General features: G+C 63.2%; 17 protein-coding genes and 1 pseudogene. 8 read left to right on the top strand and 10 right to left on the bottom strand.

From position 1 onward, the window contains the following. Window positions 1-24 precede the first annotated feature (24 nt). From QCL51_RS23755 to QCL51_RS23735, 5 genes are all read right to left on the bottom strand, one after another. Entirely contained in the window at window positions 25-1395 is a 1371-nt protein-coding gene (locus QCL51_RS23755; protein WP_021783651.1) for a pitrilysin family protein, read from the bottom strand. Beyond that, window positions 1388-2689: a pitrilysin family protein gene (locus QCL51_RS23750; RefSeq protein WP_021783652.1), complete on the bottom strand. Its 1302-nt coding sequence runs from the start codon at window positions 2687-2689 to the stop codon at window positions 1388-1390. Before QCL51_RS23750 ends, QCL51_RS23755 begins: the two co-directional genes overlap by 8 nt. A 90-nt stretch (window positions 2690-2779) precedes the next feature. Then, window positions 2780-3382, bottom strand: coding sequence for a 16S rRNA (guanine(966)-N(2))-methyltransferase RsmD (rsmD, locus tag QCL51_RS23745; protein ID WP_021783653.1), 603 nt, complete (start codon window positions 3380-3382; stop codon window positions 2780-2782). Continuing rightward, window positions 3382-4872 carry a pitrilysin family protein gene (locus QCL51_RS23740; protein WP_028697541.1) on the bottom strand — a complete coding sequence of 497 codons (1491 nt, stop codon included), beginning with the start codon at window positions 4870-4872 and terminating at the stop codon, window positions 3382-3384. Before QCL51_RS23740 ends, rsmD begins: the two co-directional genes overlap by 1 nt. Beyond that, a complete protein-coding gene (locus tag QCL51_RS23735; protein ID WP_021783655.1) occupies window positions 4865-6220 on the bottom strand; it encodes a pitrilysin family protein in 1356 nt (451 codons plus the stop codon). Before QCL51_RS23735 ends, QCL51_RS23740 begins: the two co-directional genes overlap by 8 nt. Before the next feature lie 231 nt (window positions 6221-6451). On the opposite strand from QCL51_RS23735, the gene ftsY reads away from it, so the two are divergent. The 4 genes from ftsY to rpoH all read left to right on the top strand — a co-directional run bounded on the left by ftsY (window position 6452) and on the right by rpoH (window position 10607). Beyond that, window positions 6452-7945: a signal recognition particle-docking protein FtsY gene (gene ftsY / locus QCL51_RS23730; RefSeq protein WP_021783656.1), complete on the top strand. Its 1494-nt coding sequence runs from the start codon at window positions 6452-6454 to the stop codon at window positions 7943-7945. Between the two features lie 2 nt (window positions 7946-7947). After that, window positions 7948-8619, top strand: a complete 672-nt coding sequence (ftsE, locus tag QCL51_RS23725) for a cell division ATP-binding protein FtsE (RefSeq protein ID WP_003249079.1) — start codon at window positions 7948-7950, stop codon at window positions 8617-8619. After that, window positions 8616-9641, top strand: coding sequence for a permease-like cell division protein FtsX (gene ftsX, locus QCL51_RS23720; protein WP_021783657.1), 1026 nt, complete (start codon window positions 8616-8618; stop codon window positions 9639-9641). Before ftsE ends, ftsX begins: the two co-directional genes overlap by 4 nt. A 111-nt stretch (window positions 9642-9752) precedes the next feature. Beyond that, window positions 9753-10607, top strand: a complete 855-nt coding sequence (rpoH, locus tag QCL51_RS23715; protein WP_003249083.1) for an RNA polymerase sigma factor RpoH — start codon at window positions 9753-9755, stop codon at window positions 10605-10607. Between the two features lie 328 nt (window positions 10608-10935). Here rpoH and mtgA read toward each other — a convergent pair. Further along, window positions 10936-11684: pseudogene (gene mtgA / locus QCL51_RS23710) on the bottom strand (monofunctional biosynthetic peptidoglycan transglycosylase). A 29-nt stretch (window positions 11685-11713) separates the two neighbouring features. Here mtgA and QCL51_RS23705 point away from each other — a divergent pair. The 4 genes from QCL51_RS23705 (at window position 11714) to trmB (ending at window position 13987) form a co-directional block, all read left to right on the top strand. Beyond that, window positions 11714-12085 (top strand): DUF423 domain-containing protein, encoded by a 372-nt coding sequence (locus QCL51_RS23705; RefSeq protein WP_021783659.1) that lies wholly within the window; start codon window positions 11714-11716, stop codon window positions 12083-12085. Between the two features lie 102 nt (window positions 12086-12187). Further along, the gene (thiS, locus tag QCL51_RS23700; RefSeq protein ID WP_003249090.1) at window positions 12188-12388 is read left to right on the top strand and encodes a sulfur carrier protein ThiS; all 201 of its coding nucleotides are present in this window, start codon (window positions 12188-12190) and stop codon (window positions 12386-12388) included. Window positions 12389-12442: 54 nt separating this feature from the next. After that, on the top strand, window positions 12443-13255 hold the full coding sequence (locus tag QCL51_RS23695; RefSeq protein WP_003249091.1) for a thiazole synthase: 813 nt from the start codon (window positions 12443-12445) through the stop codon (window positions 13253-13255). A gap of 9 nt (window positions 13256-13264) precedes the next feature. Continuing rightward, complete coding sequence (gene trmB / locus QCL51_RS23690) at window positions 13265-13987, top strand: tRNA (guanosine(46)-N7)-methyltransferase TrmB (RefSeq protein ID WP_019097204.1); 723 nt, start codon at window positions 13265-13267, stop codon at window positions 13985-13987. Between the two features lie 207 nt (window positions 13988-14194). Here the strand turns inward: trmB and QCL51_RS23685 are convergent, their stop codons facing one another. Genes QCL51_RS23685 through QCL51_RS23670 form a run of 4 tightly spaced genes read right to left on the bottom strand, consistent with a single transcriptional unit; the run spans window position 14195 to window position 16730 of the window. Then, entirely contained in the window at window positions 14195-14521 is a 327-nt protein-coding gene (locus QCL51_RS23685) for a DUF3392 domain-containing protein (RefSeq protein ID WP_003249095.1), read from the bottom strand. A gap of 9 nt (window positions 14522-14530) precedes the next feature. Then, a complete protein-coding gene (gene hemW, locus QCL51_RS23680; protein WP_021783661.1) occupies window positions 14531-15706 on the bottom strand; it encodes a radical SAM family heme chaperone HemW in 1176 nt (391 codons plus the stop codon). Beyond that, entirely contained in the window at window positions 15703-16299 is a 597-nt protein-coding gene (rdgB, locus tag QCL51_RS23675) for an RdgB/HAM1 family non-canonical purine NTP pyrophosphatase (RefSeq protein ID WP_021783662.1), read from the bottom strand. Before rdgB ends, hemW begins: the two co-directional genes overlap by 4 nt. Further along, on the bottom strand, window positions 16296-16730 hold the full coding sequence (locus tag QCL51_RS23670; RefSeq protein ID WP_021783663.1) for a DUF4426 domain-containing protein: 435 nt from the start codon (window positions 16728-16730) through the stop codon (window positions 16296-16298). Before QCL51_RS23670 ends, rdgB begins: the two co-directional genes overlap by 4 nt. Window positions 16731-16734: the final 4 nt, after the last annotated feature.

Genomic DNA, 16734 nt, shown 5'->3' with positions numbered 1-16734 from the left:
TGAAACAGCGCCACAGTACCTGCGCTATTGGTCGGGGGCTGGCAGCGGCTGTTGCTGAACGCCTGGTCCGACACTGACAAGCACCTTGCGGCTCAGGGCCAGCCGGCGCTGCATGACGGCTCGGACATCTGCCGGGGTAAGCTCGGCAATACGGGCGCTGTACGTGTCGAGATGATCGGCAGGTTGTCGCTGATGGGTTACTTCCGTCAGCAGTGTTGCGAGTTGCCTGTTCTGCGCGATCCCTCGCAGCAACTGCCCTTCCAGCTGTTTGCGTGCCAGTTGCAGCTCCCGCTGGGTGGGCCCCTCGTCGATGAACGCCTGCAGCAGGGTTTCTACCAGTGCCTGCGTGCCCTGCACATGCTGGGGCGCAACCTCCCATTCCACGGTGAACAGGCCGCCTGCACTCAATGGCAATACATGCGTGTACACGCCGTAGGTCAGGCCGCGTCGTTGGCGCAACTCCACCATCAAGCGCGACTCGAGGCCCTCTCCCAGAACAGCACTTGCCAAGGTCAGGGCCAGAAACTCCGGATCGTTGGCGGGTACGTTCATGGGCAGTGCCAGCAGGACCGCACTGCTGGCACCAGCCTGTTCGACGGCTATCGTCGCGCTGGGGGCCGCCGGGGCCGCCGGTAGTTCAGTGGCCGACCAGCCTTGCGGCAGGGCCTGGCTGATCTGTTGTGAGATGGCTTGGGCTTGTGCAAGGGAAAGGTCGCCTACCACGACCATCTCAAGGTTGCTGGCGCTGTAGGCGCGTTGGTGGAATGCCCGCAAGTCCTCAGGGGTAATGGCCTCGATACCTTGAGCGGTGCTGCCCAGAGGGTTGCCGTAAGGATGCCCGTTGAACAGGTGGCGGAAGACTTCGCTACGTGCTCTGAGGATGGGTAGCCGCTCGCGCGATGCGTGGTTTTGCAGCAACTGGCGCTTGATCTTGGTCAGGGCCATTGGGTGGAAGACAGGGTGGGCCACGAGGTCGGTGAGCAGCGCCAAGGCCGGGTCGAGCAAAGAAGGAGGGCTAAGGCTGCGCAGGCGCAGCGTCGCATGTTCCAGACGTACTTGTTTTTCCATGACCGCGCCCAGGCGCTCCAGGTGTTCAGCCTGCTGGGCAGCCGTGTAGGCCTGGCTACCCTCATCGAGCATGGAGAGCGTCAAGGCTGCCAGGCCAGGGTACAGAGTGTCCTGCGTGCTGCCGGCCTTGAACCGTAGTATCACGTCAACGATTGGCAGTTCCCGTGCTTCAACGAATTTGACGTCCGTGCCCGCAGTCGTCTTCCACGCTTGAACCTGTGTATGGATGGTTTCGAACTGGTCCAGGTCAAGTCCCTGGGCAGAGAGCAGCCCGCCGTAGAGGTTGTTGGCCCCGGCAGGCTGTTGCAGGGTCGTTGAGTCAGTCATGAGCGCTTTCCTTGTGGTGCGTGAACGTGAAGGCTGTACGGGAATCGGTGAGGAATTCATAGGCAGCCAGGCCTACCTGCTCGGCTGTCACGGTCTCGATGGCCTGTTGTTCTTCCTCGAGCGAAATAACCGGCAAGCCACAGGCGGCCTGTTTACCCATGGTTTGGGCCTGCTCGGCAATGTCGTCCCGTTCGAAAATCAGCCTGGCCAGCAGACGAGCCTTGGCACGTTGCAGGTGTTCCTTGGCTGGCGCTGACTGGCGAAACGCTTCGATCTCCTGCATCAGCCGCTCGGCCGCGGTCTCCGGGGTTACGTGTGGGCTGCAGAACGCGTAAAGGGTCAGCAGGCTGTCACCGCGCTGCCAGGGTTCATAGGTCGCTTTCATGTATTGCAGGATTGGTTCGTCCAGCAGCAGCCTGCGCTGGAGGATGCTGCTGTAGCCGTTGGCAAGCAGATCGGGAAGCAGACGTAGCGCGTAGGCCTGCCTGGCAGACTGCGCGGTACGCTGGCTGGGTAGTTTGAAGCTTATGATCGCGCCGTTGTGCAAGCCTGGCAGGCGCAGCGTCTGAAAGCGCCGGCCCTGGGAGGAGGGCCCTGTGGGTAAGGGCTGCATCGGCAAGCGATGGGCGGGAATCGCCGCAAAGTGGCGCGTCACCAAGGTCTGCAGTTGTAGCAGGCTGATGTCGCCGGCCACAGCGAGGGTGGCATTGTTGGGGTGATACCAGGTCTTGTACCAGGTACGCGCTGCGGCTGGAGTGAGGCTCTCCAGATCTGACATGTGGCCAATGACAGGCGTGCCATGGCCACTATTGCCGTAAGCCAGCAGGTCGTGATGCTCCAGCGCCAATGCCCAAGGATTGTTGTCCACTGCCTCGCGCCGCTCAGCCATGACCACTGCCAGTTCCCGAGCAAAGGGCGTATCGCCGAGGGTGGCACTGGCCATGACATCAGCCATGGCCTCCAGGGCAATTTCCAGGTGGCGGGTTGGCAGGGTGAGCGGAAATACCGTGGCATCCGAATAGGTGAATGCATTCGGGTCGCCGCCCAAGCGGGTCATGAGCGTTGAGTACTGGCCAGGCGCCAGTTTGCTGCTGCCCTCGAACAGTAGATGCTCCAAGGCATGGGACAGGCCGGTGTGGCCTTCAGGTTCGTAGCTGGAGCCTACGTGGTACCACAGCTGCACGCTGACCAGTGGCGCACGGTGGTCTTCACGCAGGCAGACGTGCAGGCCGTTGGCGAGGGTAAAAGAACCTTTCGAGCTCGCCATTAGCGGCGGGGAGGGGTGTTCGGCCATGGTTGAACTGCTCCTTCAGGAAATGAAGGTGCAGCTTCAACCATGGCGCAGGTGGGATGCGGTAACTAAGTACATCCAACCCGCGGGTAATCAGCCCCGCTGCCAGAGTGCGTAGTGCACCTGGCCGGTCTTCTTCTCGCGGTGCAGGCGCCAGTTGCCTGGCAACTGCAAGGTCGAGGGTGCCGCTTCGCTTTCGGTGTAGACCCATGCCTGCTCGCCCAGCCACTGATTCTGCTCCAGCAAGTTGCAGGTGTTGGCCAGCAGGTCCTGGTGGAACGGCGGGTCGAGGAACACGACATCGAACTGCTGCTTGGCCGGGCCGTGCAGGTAGCGCAGGGCGTCGGTCTGCAGAATTTGCCCGCGGGGACAGCGCAGGATTTCGAGGTTGTTCTTCAGGTTGGCGATGGCCGCAGGGTTGCTATCCAGCGCCACGGCGTCCTCGGCCCCACGGGACAGGGCTTCGAGCACCAGAGCGCCACTGCCGGTAAAGGCGTCCAGCACGCGGGCACCCTCGATGTAGGGGGCCAGCCAGTTGAATACGGTTTCCCGCACGCGATCAGGCGTTGGCCGCAGGCCTTCGCCTTCCGGCACCGCCAGGCGGCGGCTGCGCCACTCGCCGGCGATGATGCGCAGGTGGCCCTGGCCCTTGCTTTTGCCCGCTTGCGGGCGGGCGGGAGGGGTGGATCTTGGCATTAGTGCTCCGGTACCCCGAGCGGTTGCTCGGAGGGCTTGTCAGTGGGTGCTGGCAGCGGTTTTTGTGGCACTTTCGGGCCAACGGTGACGATCACCAGTTTATCGGCTGACAGGTGTTTGTTCATGGCTGCCTTGACCTGTTCGACGGTGAGGGCCTGGGACTGTTGCATGAAGTCCTCCAGCCAGGTCAGCGGCAAGTTGTAGAAGCCGATCGCGCCCAGTTGGCCGACGATGCTGGCATTACTGGCATTGGACAGCGGGAAGCTGCCGGCCAGCTCACGCTTGGCATCGTCCAGCTCCTGTTGGGTCGGGCCCGTCTTCAGGTAGTCGGCGAGAATGTCTTGCACCAGTTTGAGCGTGCCCTCGCTGAGCTCGGCACGGGTTTGCAGGTTGATCATGAATGGGCCGCGCACCTGCATCGGGCTGAATGCCGAGTAAACGCCGTAGGTCAGCCCGCGCTTCTCCCGCACCTCGCTCATCAGCCGGGTACCGAAGGAACCACCGCCAAGGATCTGGTTGCCCAGCGACAGGGCTGGCCAGTCCGGATCCTGGCGGTCGATCCCCAGTTCGGCCAGCATCAGGTGGGTCTGTTTGGACGGGAAGTCGATGTGGGTCAAGCCAGCCTTGGCGTCTTTTGGTTGGGCCGGTGCGGCCAGCGCCGGGCCCCTGGGCAGGCCGGCAGATACCTGGGCGGCGATGGCTTCGGCTTCTGCACGGCTGAGGTCGCCGACCAGGGCGATTACCGCATTGCCGCCGGTATAGGCCTTTGCGTGGAACGCGCGCAGTTGTGCCAGGCTTATGCCCGCGATGCTCTCTGCGGTGCCGTCGCTTGGGTGGGCGTAGGGGTGGTCGCCATAGAGGTTGCCGAAAAGGGCCTTGCCGGCGATCTTGCCCGGGTTCTGCTTCTCATATTCGAAGCCTGCCAGCATCTGGTTCTTGATGCGCTTGAGGGCATCTTCGGGGAATGTCGGCTTGCCCGCTACCTCTGTAAACAGCTTGAGGGCCGGTTCGCGCTTGTCCTTGGCACTGAGGCTGCGCAGTGATGCCACGGCCATATCGCGGTAGGAACCGTTGCCAAAGTCTGCACCCAGGCCTTCGAAGCCCTCGGCGATGGCGGTGACGTCCTTGCCGGCCACGCCCTCGTTGAGCATGGCGTTGGTCAGAGCGGCCAGGCCTGGCGTGCCGCCATCCTGGCTGCTGCCGGCGGCGAAGGTGACACGCAGGTCGAACATGGGCAGTTCGCGGGCCTCGACGAACAGCACCCGGGCACCCTCGGCGGTGTTCCAGTGCTGGATGTTCAACTGACGCCGGCTGGGTGCCTTGCCATTCAGTTCGGCCAGCGATTGCAAGGTGTTGGCCGGGCGGGCTGCGCTGCTGTCGGCCTTGGCAGCGTTATCGGCCATGGCCGGAGCGGCCAGCACAGCCGCCAGCGCCAGGGCACGAATGCCCGTGGCCAGCAGGGTTGGGCGTGGTGCGCGGCGATCACTCATGAGCGGACTCCTCAGGCAGTACATGGGCAACGCTCAGGCGTTCGCGGGTGAAGTAGGTGCGCGCGGCGTTCTGGATGTCCTGCGGGGTGACGCGCTTGAGCTCGTCCAGTTCGCTGTCGATCAGCTTCCAGGACAGGCCGACGGTCTCCAGCTGGCCGATGGTGGTGGCCTGGCTGCTGATGGAGTCGCGGTCGTAGACGAGGCCGGCGATGACCTGGGCGCGTACGCGCTCCAGCTCTTCGGCGCTGGGTGGCGTGCTCTTGAGTTCGTCAAGCAACTGCCAGATGCCTTTCTCGACGTCGGCGAGGGTTTTCTGCTTCTGCACATTCGGCGTCGCCGAGATCAGGAACAGGCTGTCGCCGCGGGTGAAAGCGTTGTAGCTGGACGAAGCGCCGGCGACCAGTTCCTGGCCACGCTCCAGGCGTGCCGGCATGCGGGCGCTGTAGCCGCCGTCGAGCAGTGCCGAGATCAGGCGCAGTGCATGCACCGTACGTGGGTCCTTGGCGGTGGGCAGGCCGGGCACGTTGAAACCGTAGATCAGGCTTGGCAGCTGGGTTCGTACGTGCAGGGTCAACTGGCGCCAACCTGGTTCGGCCAGCTCCAAGGGCAGCTTGGCTGGGGGTACGGCGCGTTTGGGAATATTGCCGAAATACTTCTGCGCCAGGCCCTTGACCTCGTCGGCGGTGACATCACCGACCACCACCAGGGTGGCGTTGTTGGGGGCGTACCAGGACTCGTACCAATGGCGAAGCTCCTCGACCTTCATGCGCTCCAGGTCTGCCATCCAGCCAATGGTCGGCGTGTGGTAGCCGCTGGCCGGGTAGGCCATGGCGCGGAACAGCTCGAATGCCTTGGCATTGGGCTGGTCGTCGGTGCGCAGGCGGCGTTCTTCCTTGATGACCTCGATTTCGCGGCTGAACTCGTCGGCAGGCAGGCGCAGGCTGGCAAGGCGGTCGGCCTCCAGTTCCAGGGCTACCGGCAGGCGGTCGCGGGCCAGCACTTGGTAATAGGCGGTGTAGTCGTCGCTGGTGAAGGCGTTTTCATCGGCGCCGAGGTCACGCAGAATGCGCGAAGCCTCGCCGGGGCCGACCTTGGCGCTGCCCTTGAACATCATGTGTTCCAGTGCATGGGACAATCCGGTCTGGCCCGGGGTCTCGTAGCTCGAGCCGACCTTGTACCAGATCTGCGAGACCACCACCGGGGCGCGATGGTCTTCGCGGACCACAACCTTCAGGCCATTGTCGAGGATGAATTCGTGGGTGGGTTGCACATCGGCGGCAAATGCCGCGAGCGGCAGGCAGAGCGTGCCGAGCAACAGGCCAGCGGCGCGGCGGGCTAGAGCATTCATACGGTGTTTAACCTGTTCGGCGGCCCGCTGGGTTTAGCGTCGGCGGGCCAGGAGGTGCTAGGATACTGATCCGGTTGCCTGGCGACCATGCCTGTCGCCGTTCTGGCCCACAGGACACTAAGACAAAACGTTGCGCATGAACCAGCCGGCTTCAAGATAGTCTGTTCTGCGTAGAGAGAATTCCTGATTGGCCCTCGCTGGCCCATCGCTACCCTGAGATAGCCGTCTTCCATGTTTGGTTCCAACGACGACAAAAAAGCGCCGGCCGAGGCTGGTGAGAAGAAAGGCCTGTTCAGCTGGTTTCGCAAGAAGCCGCAGCCACCTGCGGGAGCGGGCGTGCCCGCGAATGAACCCCCCGCTGCCGAGCAGTCTGCAGCCGCGCCGGTCGAGGGCTCAACCGCCGAAGTGCCACAGGCCCCCGAACCCGTTCAGGCCCCTGCGGCTCCACAGCTGGCTGAGCCGCAGCCGGTCGCCGCACCCGCCCGGCCCCCGGTAGTCGAGGCCCCCGTCCCTGAACCGGTTGCGTCCCAGCCGTTGCAGGCCCCTGAGCCCGAGCCGGTCGCGTCCCGGCCGCTGGTGGCGCCTGCACCGCAGCCGGTCGCGTCCATGCCCTTGCAGGCGGCCCCTGTCGAGTCTGCCCCTGTCGAGGCCGCAGCGCCGGTCAGCAACCTGGTGCTGCCGGTTGCCGAAGAGCCCGTCGCCCTGGTGCCGGACCTGGAGCCGAAAGCGCCGCCCGCCATCCCGGAACGCGCGGTACCAGTTCCCGCGGCCCCTGTTGCGGCTCCCGCCGAACAGGCCAAGCCCGGCTTCTTTGCGCGCCTCAAGCAAGGCCTGTCCAAGACCAGTGCCAGCATCGGCGAGGGCATGGCCAGCCTGTTCCTCGGCAAGAAGGTCATCGATGACGACCTGCTCGACGAAATCGAAACGCGCCTGCTGACAGCCGACGTGGGTGTGGAGGCTACCTCGGCCATTGTCCAGAACCTGACCCAGAAGGTCGCGCGCAAGCAGTTGGCCGATGCCGATGCCCTGTACAAATCGTTGCAGGAAGAACTGGCTGCGCTGCTGCGCCCGGTCGAGCAGCCGCTGAACGTACAAGCCCAGAACAAACCCTATGTGATCCTTGTGGTTGGCGTGAACGGCGCCGGCAAGACCACCACCATCGGCAAGCTGGCGAAGAAGCTGCAACTGGAAGGCAAGAAGGTAATGCTGGCTGCCGGTGATACCTTCCGTGCAGCGGCGGTCGAGCAGTTGCAGGTGTGGGGCGAGCGTAACCAGATTCCGGTGATCGCCCAGCACACGGGCGCCGACTCTGCCTCGGTAATCTTCGATGCCGTGCAGGCCGCCAAGGCCCGTGGCGTTGACGTGCTGATCGCCGACACTGCCGGTCGCCTGCACACCAAAGATAACCTGATGGAAGAGCTGAAGAAGGTTCGCCGGGTTATCGGCAAGCTCGACGTTGAGGCACCGCACGAGGTGCTGCTGGTGCTTGATGCCGGCACCGGCCAGAACGCCATCAGTCAGGCCAAGTACTTCAACCAGAGCGTCGAGCTGACCGGCCTGGCCCTGACCAAGCTGGACGGCACTGCCAAGGGCGGGGTGATCTTCGCCCTGGCCAAGCAGTTCAACATCCCGATCCGTTTCATCGGCGTCGGTGAAGGCATCGACGACCTGCGTACCTTCGAAGCCGAGCCGTTCGTCAAGGCTCTGTTCGCCGAGCGAGATTGACCATGATCCGATTCGAGCAGGTTGCCAAGCGCTATCCCAATGGTCATGTGGGTTTGCATGAGCTGAGTTTCCGGGCGCGCCGGGGCGAATTCCTGTTCGTCACCGGCCACTCGGGCGCTGGCAAGAGCACCCTGCTGCGCCTGTTGCTGGCCATGGAGCGCCCGACCAGCGGCAAGCTGATGCTGGCAGGGCAGGACCTGGGCCAGATCAGCAATGCGCAAATCCCGTTCCTGCGCCGGCAAATCGGCGTGGTGTTCCAGAACCACCAGCTGTTGTTCGACCGCACCGTGTTCAACAACATTGCCTTGCCGCTGCAGATTCTCGGCCTGTCCAAGGTCGAGATCGCCAAGCGCGTGGACTCGGCCCTGGAGCGTGTGTCGCTGTCCGACAAAGGCGAGCTGTTCCCGGCCGACCTGTCCACCGGGCAGCAGCAGCGGGTCGGTATCGCCCGAGCCATCGTTCACCAGCCGGCTCTGCTGCTGGCCGACGAGCCCACCGGTAACCTCGACCCGCGTCTGGCTGCAGAGATCATGGGCGTGTTCGAGGACATCAACCGCCTGGGCACGACGGTATTGATCGCCAGCCACGACCTGGCACTGATCGCGCGCATGCGCCACCGCATGCTGACGTTGCAACGCGGCCGCTTGATCGGCGATGGGGAGGCCGGGCAATGAACACTACACGTACTCCGAAGGTTTCCGAGCGGGTCGCACCGAAACCGGCCGATCCGCAACCTGCGAAGAAAAAACGCGGGGAAGACGATGATGGCCCGGACTTCCGCACCCTGCTGCATGCCTGGCTGGAAAGCCACCGTGCCAGCCTGGCCGACAGCCTGCGCCGCCTGGGCAAGCAACCGATTGGCAGTTTCTTCACCTGCCTGGTGATGGCAGTGGCGCTGAGCATGCCGATGGGCCTGTCCCTGTTGCTGAAGAACGTCGAGCAGCTTGGCGGTTCGTGGCAGCGCGCTGCGCAGATTTCGCTGTACCTCAAGCTTGATGCTGGCAGCCGTGATGGCGAAGCGCTGCGCGACGAGATCAAGGGCATGCCTGGCGTGGCGGACGCCCAGTATGTCAGCCGCGAGCAGGCGCTGGAGGAGTTCCAGCAGCAGTCCGGGCTGGGCGAGGCCCTGCGCGAACTGCCAGACAACCCACTGCCGGGTGTGGTGGTTGTAACTCCGACCGAGGTCGACAAGCCAGCCCTGGAAGCCTTGCGTCAGCGCCTGTCGGAGCTGCCGCGGGTGGACGTGGCGCAACTGGACCTGGTTTGGGTCGAGCGGCTGGCAGCCATCCTCAAGTTGGGTGACCGCTTCGTCTTCGGTCTGGCCGTGATGCTGATTTCTGCCCTGCTGTTAGTAATCGGTAACACAATTCGTCTACACATTGAAAACCGTCGTATCGAGATCGAAGTGATCAAGCTGGTCGGCGGCACCGACGCCTACGTGCGCCGGCCTTTCCTGTACATGGGCGCCCTGTATGGCCTGGGCGCAGGCCTGCTGGCGTGGGGCATCCTGGCGTTTGGCCTGAACTGGCTGAACGAGGCGGTGGTAGGGCTTTCCGGACTGTATGGCAGTGACTTCGCTCTGGGCGGCGTTCCGGCTTCCGATGGTCTGTCGCTCTTGATCGGAGCAGTGTTGTTGGGGTATATCGGTGCATGGATTGCAGTCGCCCGCCACTTGAACGAGCTGGCGCCGCGATAGTTTTTACGTGTCAGCATTGACATTTTCTTCACTGCGGAACTTGTACCGTCGTTCCAGGTCAATGTTGGCAGCGCCCACAAGGTGCGAGTTTTGTAAGTCGGAGGTTCTTGAATGACCACATCGTTGCAACCTGCCTATGCCCTGGTACCCGGTGCAAACCTGGAAGCCTATGTGCACACGGTCAACAGCATTCCGCTGCTGACGGTCGAGCAGGAGCGTGATCTGGGCGAGCGTCTCTATTATGAGCAGGATGTCGAGGCCGCTCGTCAGATGGTGATGGCCCACCTGCGTTTCGTTGTACATATCGCCCGTAGCTATGCCGGCTACGGGTTGGCTCAGGCTGACCTGATCCAGGAAGGCAACGTCGGCCTGATGAAAGCCGTCAAACGCTTCAACCCGGAAATGGGCGTGCGCCTGGTGTCGTTCGCGGTGCACTGGATCAAGGCTGAGATCCACGAGTTCATTCTGCGCAACTGGCGTATCGTGAAGGTGGCTACCACCAAGGCTCAGCGCAAACTGTTCTTCAACCTGCGTAGCCAGAAGAAACGCCTGGCGTGGCTGAACAACGACGAAGTGCATCGCGTGGCGGAAAGCCTTGGCGTCGAGCCGCGCGAAGTGCGCGAGATGGAAAGCCGCCTCAGCGGCCAGGACATGGCCTTCGACCCGGCAGCGGAAGCGGACGACGACAGCGCATTCCAGTCGCCTGCGCATTACCTGGAAGACCACCGTTACGATCCGGCGGTGCAGCTGGAGGATGCCGACTGGAGTGACAACTCCACCAGCAACCTGCACGAAGCGCTGCAAGGTTTGGACGAGCGTAGCCGCGATATTCTCTATCAGCGTTGGCTGGCGGAAGAGAAGGCCACGTTGCACGAACTGGCAGACAAGTACAGCGTATCGGCTGAGCGTATTCGCCAGCTGGAGAAGAATGCGATGAACAAGGTCAAGGCGTTGATCGCTGCCTGATCGAGTCTTGGTTGTAAAGAAAAGCCGCTGGCCCTGATGGGGTGAGCGGCTTTTTTTGTGCTCGGCGTGAGGGGTGTGGCGCCTGTGAGGTCGAGCGCCGCCCGCGCGGCGCATCGCGAGCTGCGCTCGCTCCTACGTTTGTTTCAGGCCGGTAACGCCTGTGACAGGCGCGCGCGACCGCCTTGTTTGTTCAACGCGAATGGGGGCATGCGCCAAGGCGACCGCGCGCAGATCCCATAGGAATGATTGGCCCGAAACAAACGTAGGAGCGAGCGCAGCTCGCGATGCGCCGCGCGGGCGGCGCTCGATTTGCGCATCACCGCAAAACTCAAAGCTTGTTGCGCGACGTGTCGAGCTGCATCAGGTAGCTGGGCCCGCCCAACTGGCTCATCTGCCGGCGAATCCAGCTGGCCCGGCTGGCCACATACGCACTCGGCCGGCTGGCGCTCCACTTGATCGGACTAGGCAGCACCGCAGCCAGCTGCGCCGCCTGCTGGCGGCTGAGCCGGCTGGCGTCGACACCGAAGTGATAACGCGCCGCCGCCTGGGCGCCAAACACGCCCTTGCCCCACTCGGCGCTGTTCAAATAGACCTCGAGAATCCGTTCCTTCGACCAGAACAACTCAATCAGCGCGGTGAACCAGGCCTCCAACCCCTTGCGAAACCAGCTGCGGCCTGACCACAGAAACAGGTTCTTGGCCACTTGTTGGGTCAGGGTGCTGGCGCCGCGAATGTTGCCGCCGCGCTCGTTGTGGGCCAGCGCCGCCTGAATGGCCGGGATGTCGAAGCCCCAGTGGCTGGCGAACTTCTGGTCCTCGCCAGCAATGACTGCGACCTTGAGCTGATCGGAGATGTTCTCCCATGGCTCCCAGTCGCGCTGCAGGTCGATCGGTTCACCACTCACCCAAGACTGTACCTTGCGCTCGACCATCAGCGCCGTGCCGGGCGGTGGGACCCAGCGGAACACCAGCACCAGTACGATGCTGCAGGCAACGAACCAGAGCAGGGCACGGGAAAGGCGACGGATAAGCGTTGACAGCATGTCGATGGCTTGGCCCTAAGGGTGGAAGGGGCCATTATACAGACCCGATACAAGGAGTCGTCCCATGCTTCGCAGCTTCCTGATGCTTGCCGCCTTTTTTGGCTTTACCGGGGTCGCCCTGGGCGCCTTTGCCGCTCATGGCCTGAAAAACCGGCTGACGGCTGACTACCTGGCGATCTTCCATACCGGCGTGACTTACCAACTGGTCCATGCCTTGGCGATCTTCGGCGTTGCGGTGCTCTCGGCGCACCTGCCCGGGCGCCTGGTGGGGTGGGCCGGCGGCCTGTTTGCGTTGGGCATCGTGCTGTTCTCCGGCAGCCTGTACCTGCTGACCCTCAGCGGCATCGGCAAGCTTGGCATCATCACCCCGATTGGTGGCTTGTGCTTCCTCGGCGGCTGGTTGTGCCTGGGCCTGGCAGCCTGGCGGCTGGGCTGACCGAGTGGTCCACAATCACGACTAATGGCGCGCACCGCCCTTGGGTTGCAGGGCGGTTCGGCGCTAGAATGCTGGCCCCAAAGAACAATGGTGGCCGTGCGCATGCGCATTAAATTGAACGGTGAACCTTACGAACTGCCTGCCGGCGAAAGCGTTGCAGCCCTGCTGGCGCGCCTGGAACTGACCGGGCGCCGTGTTGCAGTGGAACTGAATCTGGATATCGTGCCGCGCAGCCAGCACGACAGCACGCTGCTGAATGACGGCGACCAGGTCGAAGTGGTCCACGCCATCGGTGGCGGCTGACAGCAGCCCGGCGGTTCACAAGCAAGCCCTGCAACCTTTTCCCGAGGAACAACGATGAGCAACGTTCGTAGCGACAAGCCCTTCACCCTGGCCGGGCGTACTTTCCAGTCGCGCCTGCTGGTCGGTACCGGCAAGTACCGTGACATGGAAGAAACCCGCCTGGCCACCGAGGCCTCGGGTGCCGAAATCGTCACTGTCGCTGTGCGCCGCACCAACCTTGGCCAGAACGCGGGCGAGCCGAACCTGCTCGATGTACTGTCGCCCGACAAGTACACCATCCTGCCGAACACTGCAGGCTGCTTTGATGCGGTGGAAGCGGTACGCACTTGCCGTCTGGCCCGCGAACTGCTCGATGGGCGTAAATCGCACGAGTCCCGCACGCTGGTGAAGCTGGAAGTGCTGGCCGACCAGAAAACCCTGTTCCCTAACGTGATCGAAACCCTCAAGGCTGCCGAAGTGCTGGTCAAGGAAGGTTTCGATGTAATGGTCTACACCAGCGACGACCCGATCATCGCCCGTCAGCTGGCCGAAGTCGGCTGCATCGCGGTCATGCCGCTGGCAGGCCTGATTGGCACCGGCCTGGGTATTTGCAACCCCTACAACCTGCAGATCATCCTGGAAGAATCCAAGGTGCCGGTGCTGGTCGATGCTGGCGTGGGTACCGCATCCGACGCCACCATCGCCATGGAAATGGGCTGTGAGGCAGTGCTGATGAACTCGGCCATTGCCCATGCCCAGCAGCCGGTGCTGATGGCCGAGGCCATGAAACACGCCATTGTTGCGGGTCGCATGGCCTATCTGGCCGGTCGTATGCCGAAGAAACTCTATGCCAGCGCCTCTTCGCCGCTGGATGGTCTGATCAAGTAAGAGCAACTGATGACTGAATCGCACGATACGCCGATCACCCCCGACGGCGACGCCCGCCCACACCGCCGCATCAAGAGCTTCGTGATGCGTGCCGGGCGCATGACCGAAGGCCAGCAACGCGGCCTGGACCAAGGCGGCCCGCTGTACATCCTGCCACTGGCTGACAGCCCGGTTGACTACGACCAGGTGTTCGGCCGTTCGGCCCCGCGCACCTTGGAGATTGGCTTCGGCATGGGCCATTCCCTGCTGGAAATGGCGGCTGCCGCACCTGAGCAGGACTTCATCGGTGTGGAAGTGCACCGCCCGGGTGTTGGCGCGCTGCTCAATGGCGTGCTGACCCAGGGGCTGAAAAACCTGCGGGTGTATGACTGCGATGCCATCGAGGTGCTGAACCGTTGCGTGGCGGATAACAGCCTCGATCGGTTGATGCTGTTCTTCCCAGACCCTTGGCACAAGGCGCGTCACCACAAGCGCCGCATCGTCCAGCTGGAGTTCGCCGAGCTGGTACGTCGCAAGCTCAAGCCTGGTGGTGTGTTCCACATGGCCACCGATTGGGAGCCGTATGCCGAGTACATGCTGGAAGTGATGAGCGCAGCTCCTGGCTATCGCAACCGTGCGGCAGACGGCACTTATGTGCCGCGCCCCGAAGAGCGCCCGATCACCAAGTTCGAACGCCGCGGTGAGCGGCTGGGCCATGGGGTGTGGGACTTGAAGTTCGAGAAGGTGGATTGAGCGGCTGATACGGCTTCTCGATGTGCCGATGCTTGCAGGAATGCAGGCGAAAAAACCGCCTTGAGAAGGGCGGTTTTTTCTTTGTAGGAGCGGGTTTACCCGCGAATACGGTAGTGGCGGCAACGGTGAACGGTGGGTGGAGATTGGCCAGCACGGCCGGCCCTTTCGCGGGTGAACCCGCTCCTACAAGGGCCCGGGGCCATTGGCTCAGCCTCGGCGATCCGCCACCACGCCAATCAATACCAGCACCACCAGCAACACAGGCGCCAACGCATAGTTGTTGAACTGGCTCAGCCCCTTCACCACCCACGGCGTGGCATAGATCAGCGCGGCACCGCTGCCGATCATTACCATCAGCGCCATGAACGGCACGCGCAGGGCGCCGGCCAAGCCCCCCAGGCGTTGCTCTGCCCAGGCTTTGACATCGGTGCCGAACAGCACCAGCAGGCAGCCTACCAAGGCTAGTGAAATCTCCGACAGGTTGCTGCGGCTCCAGCGGGAAACCGTCGCGAGCAGATCAAGTACCAGATCCATGGGTCATCCTTAGGTCAAGAAATACTGCAGCAGGTCATTGAGGAACAACTGGCCCCTCGGCGTGGCTACCAGTCGATCCGGTTCGACCTGCAAAAGGCCCTTTTGTTCGGCGGCACGGCGTGCCTCATGCAGCTGCGCCAGTGGCAAGCCGGTGCGTTGGGTGAACAGTTCGGCTTCCACGCCATCGGTCAGGCGCAGGGCGTTCATCAGGAACTCGAACGGCAGTTCATCGACTGGCAGCAGCTTCTCGCCGGCCTTGAACGGCTTGGCCAGGTTCAGGTAATCCTTGGGCAGGCGGGTCTTCCAGGTACGCAGGATGCGCCCGTCGGCAAAGGTGAGCTTGCCGTGGGCGCCGGCGCCGATACCGATGAAGTCGCCGAAGCGCCAGTAGTTGAGGTTGTGCCGGGCGGCGCGGTCTGCCTGGGCGTAGGCTGATACCTCGTACTGGCGGTAGCCGTGCGCGGCCATCAGCGCTTGGCCGGCTTCCTGAATATCCCAGAGGATATCGTCTTCGGGTAGCTCTGGCGGCTGGTTCCAGAACACCGTGTTCGGTTCCACGGTCAGCTGATACCACGACAGGTGTGTCGGGCCCAGGTCGATGGCCTGGCGTAGGTCAGCCAGCGCGTCGTCCTGCGACTGGTCGGGCAGGCCGTGCATCAGGTCCATGTTGAAATTGTCGAAACCGGCCGCGCGCGCCATGCCAGCGGCCCGAACCGCTTCGTCGCCATTGTGGATGCGCCCTAGTGCTTCCAGCTTGGCTGGCTGGAAGCTCTGCACACCGATCGACAGGCGGTTGATGCCGGTCTGCCGGTAGGCCTTGAACTTGTCCTGCTCGAAGGTGCCCGGATTGGCTTCCAGGGTAATCTCGATGTCTGGCGCGAACGTAATACGTTGCTCTACGCCGCGCAGCAGCCGGCCGAGGGCGTTGGCACTGAACAGGCTTGGCGTACCGCCACCGAAGAAGATCGAGCTGAGCGGGCGGCCTTGTACGGCAGCCAGTTCCTGGTCGAGGTCGTCGAGCAGGGCTGTGACATAGGCATCTTCCGGTAGCTCAGGCCCGGCAGCGTGGGAGTTGAAGTCGCAATAAGGGCATTTGCGTACGCACCACGGGATGTGGATGTACAGCGCCAGCGGCGGCAGGCTGGTAAAGCCCGCCGCGCCGGATGGCGACAGCATTTCGATCATGCCAGGCCCAGACGTTGGCGCAGCAGGACCATGGCACGGGCGCGGTGGCTGAGCTGGTTCTTGTCTGCCGGGGCCAGGTCGGCGCTGGAGCAGTTGCGCTCCGGTACCCAGAACAGCGGGTCGTAGCCAAAGCCCTGCTCACCGCTGGCCTCGAACAGGATGCGCCCTTGCCACAGGCCTTCGCACAGGATCGGCAATGGGTCGTCGGCGTGACGCACCAGTGCCAGAACGCAGACGAACTGTGCACTGCGCTCACCTTCAGGCACGTCTTTCAAGGCTTCGAGCAGCTTGGCGTTGTTTGCCGCGTCACCCTGGCCATCGGCATAACGTGCCGAGTAGATGCCCGGCGCGCCGCCGAGGAAATCCACCGCCAGACCGGAGTCATCGGCCAGAGCCGGCAGGCCGGAAATGCGGGCGGCGTTGCGCGCCTTGAGGATGGCGTTCTCGACGAACGACAGGCCGGTTTCTTCCGGCTCTACCTGGCTGAACTCACCAATCGAGCGCAGTTGCACGGATTGGCCGAGCATGGCCTGGAGTTCCTTGAGTTTGCCGGCGTTGTGGCTGGCCAATACGAGTTGCTGGAAATTCATCATTCGCCTGGGAACACTTCCTGGTTGAAGCGGAGAGAGTTGCTGATGCCGCCGGTTTCGATGTTCAGGTCGAAGGTGACGGTTTCTGGCTGGTCGATCTTGAACTGGGCGATGTAGTACACCGCACCCTGTTCGGTAATCTGCTTGAACGACAGCGGACTGCTGCGCCCGGTCAGGTCCTTGATCGTGCCGCTGACCACCGCTGTGGCCGGTTTGCTGGCCTTGAGTACGGTAATGTTGAGCACGCCCTGGTTCTTGCTGCGAACCAGGCCGGTGGCCGCTGCCACCTCGGGAGTGAGCATGCTCGACGTGAATGCGCTGTAGTGCACCGTCACGTCGCCAAATACCTCCTTGCGCTCGGGGCGTGCGGCATCGGCAGCCAATACTGGCAGGGCCAGGCACAGGCTGATCAGGAACAGGGCTAGGCGGCGCATGGGG

This window comes from Pseudomonas sp. LTR0 (assembly GCF_036630035.1).
Taxonomy (GTDB): Bacteria; Pseudomonadota; Gammaproteobacteria; order Pseudomonadales; family Pseudomonadaceae; genus Aquipseudomonas; species Aquipseudomonas putida_Y.
The sequence above is the reverse complement of the archived record's forward strand: the minus strand, read 5'-3'. Positions and strand labels throughout refer to the sequence as shown.

Bases quoted from the DNA above. Each gene is read 5' to 3' on its own strand.
- QCL51_RS23705 (WP_021783659.1), top strand. From the start codon at position 11,714: ATGCTTCGCAGCTTCCTGATGCTTGCCGCCTTTTTTGGCTTTACCGGG.
- rsmD (WP_021783653.1), bottom strand. From the start codon at position 3,382: ATGCCAAGATCCACCCCTCCCGCCCGCCCGCAAGCGGGCAAAAGCAAG.
- rpoH (WP_003249083.1), top strand. From the start codon at position 9,753: ATGACCACATCGTTGCAACCTGCCTATGCCCTGGTACCCGGTGCAAAC.
- QCL51_RS23695 (WP_003249091.1), top strand. From the start codon at position 12,443: ATGAGCAACGTTCGTAGCGACAAGCCCTTCACCCTGGCCGGGCGTACT.
- QCL51_RS23735 (WP_021783655.1), bottom strand. From the start codon at position 6,220: ATGAATGCTCTAGCCCGCCGCGCCGCTGGCCTGTTGCTCGGCACGCTC.
- QCL51_RS23685 (WP_003249095.1), bottom strand. From the start codon at position 14,521: ATGGATCTGGTACTTGATCTGCTCGCGACGGTTTCCCGCTGGAGCCGC.
- QCL51_RS23750 (WP_021783652.1), bottom strand. From the start codon at position 2,689: ATGGCCGAACACCCCTCCCCGCCGCTAATGGCGAGCTCGAAAGGTTCT.
- QCL51_RS23755 (WP_021783651.1), bottom strand. From the start codon at position 1,395: ATGACTGACTCAACGACCCTGCAACAGCCTGCCGGGGCCAACAACCTC.
- ftsX (WP_021783657.1), top strand. From the start codon at position 8,616: ATGAACACTACACGTACTCCGAAGGTTTCCGAGCGGGTCGCACCGAAA.
- trmB (WP_019097204.1), top strand. From the start codon at position 13,265: ATGACTGAATCGCACGATACGCCGATCACCCCCGACGGCGACGCCCGC.
- QCL51_RS23740 (WP_028697541.1), bottom strand. From the start codon at position 4,872: ATGAGTGATCGCCGCGCACCACGCCCAACCCTGCTGGCCACGGGCATT.
- ftsE (WP_003249079.1), top strand. From the start codon at position 7,948: ATGATCCGATTCGAGCAGGTTGCCAAGCGCTATCCCAATGGTCATGTG.
- thiS (WP_003249090.1), top strand. From the start codon at position 12,188: ATGCGCATTAAATTGAACGGTGAACCTTACGAACTGCCTGCCGGCGAA.
- ftsY (WP_021783656.1), top strand. From the start codon at position 6,452: ATGTTTGGTTCCAACGACGACAAAAAAGCGCCGGCCGAGGCTGGTGAG.
- rdgB (WP_021783662.1), bottom strand. From the start codon at position 16,299: ATGATGAATTTCCAGCAACTCGTATTGGCCAGCCACAACGCCGGCAAA.
- QCL51_RS23670 (WP_021783663.1), bottom strand. From the start codon at position 16,730: ATGCGCCGCCTAGCCCTGTTCCTGATCAGCCTGTGCCTGGCCCTGCCA.
- hemW (WP_021783661.1), bottom strand. From the start codon at position 15,706: ATGATCGAAATGCTGTCGCCATCCGGCGCGGCGGGCTTTACCAGCCTG.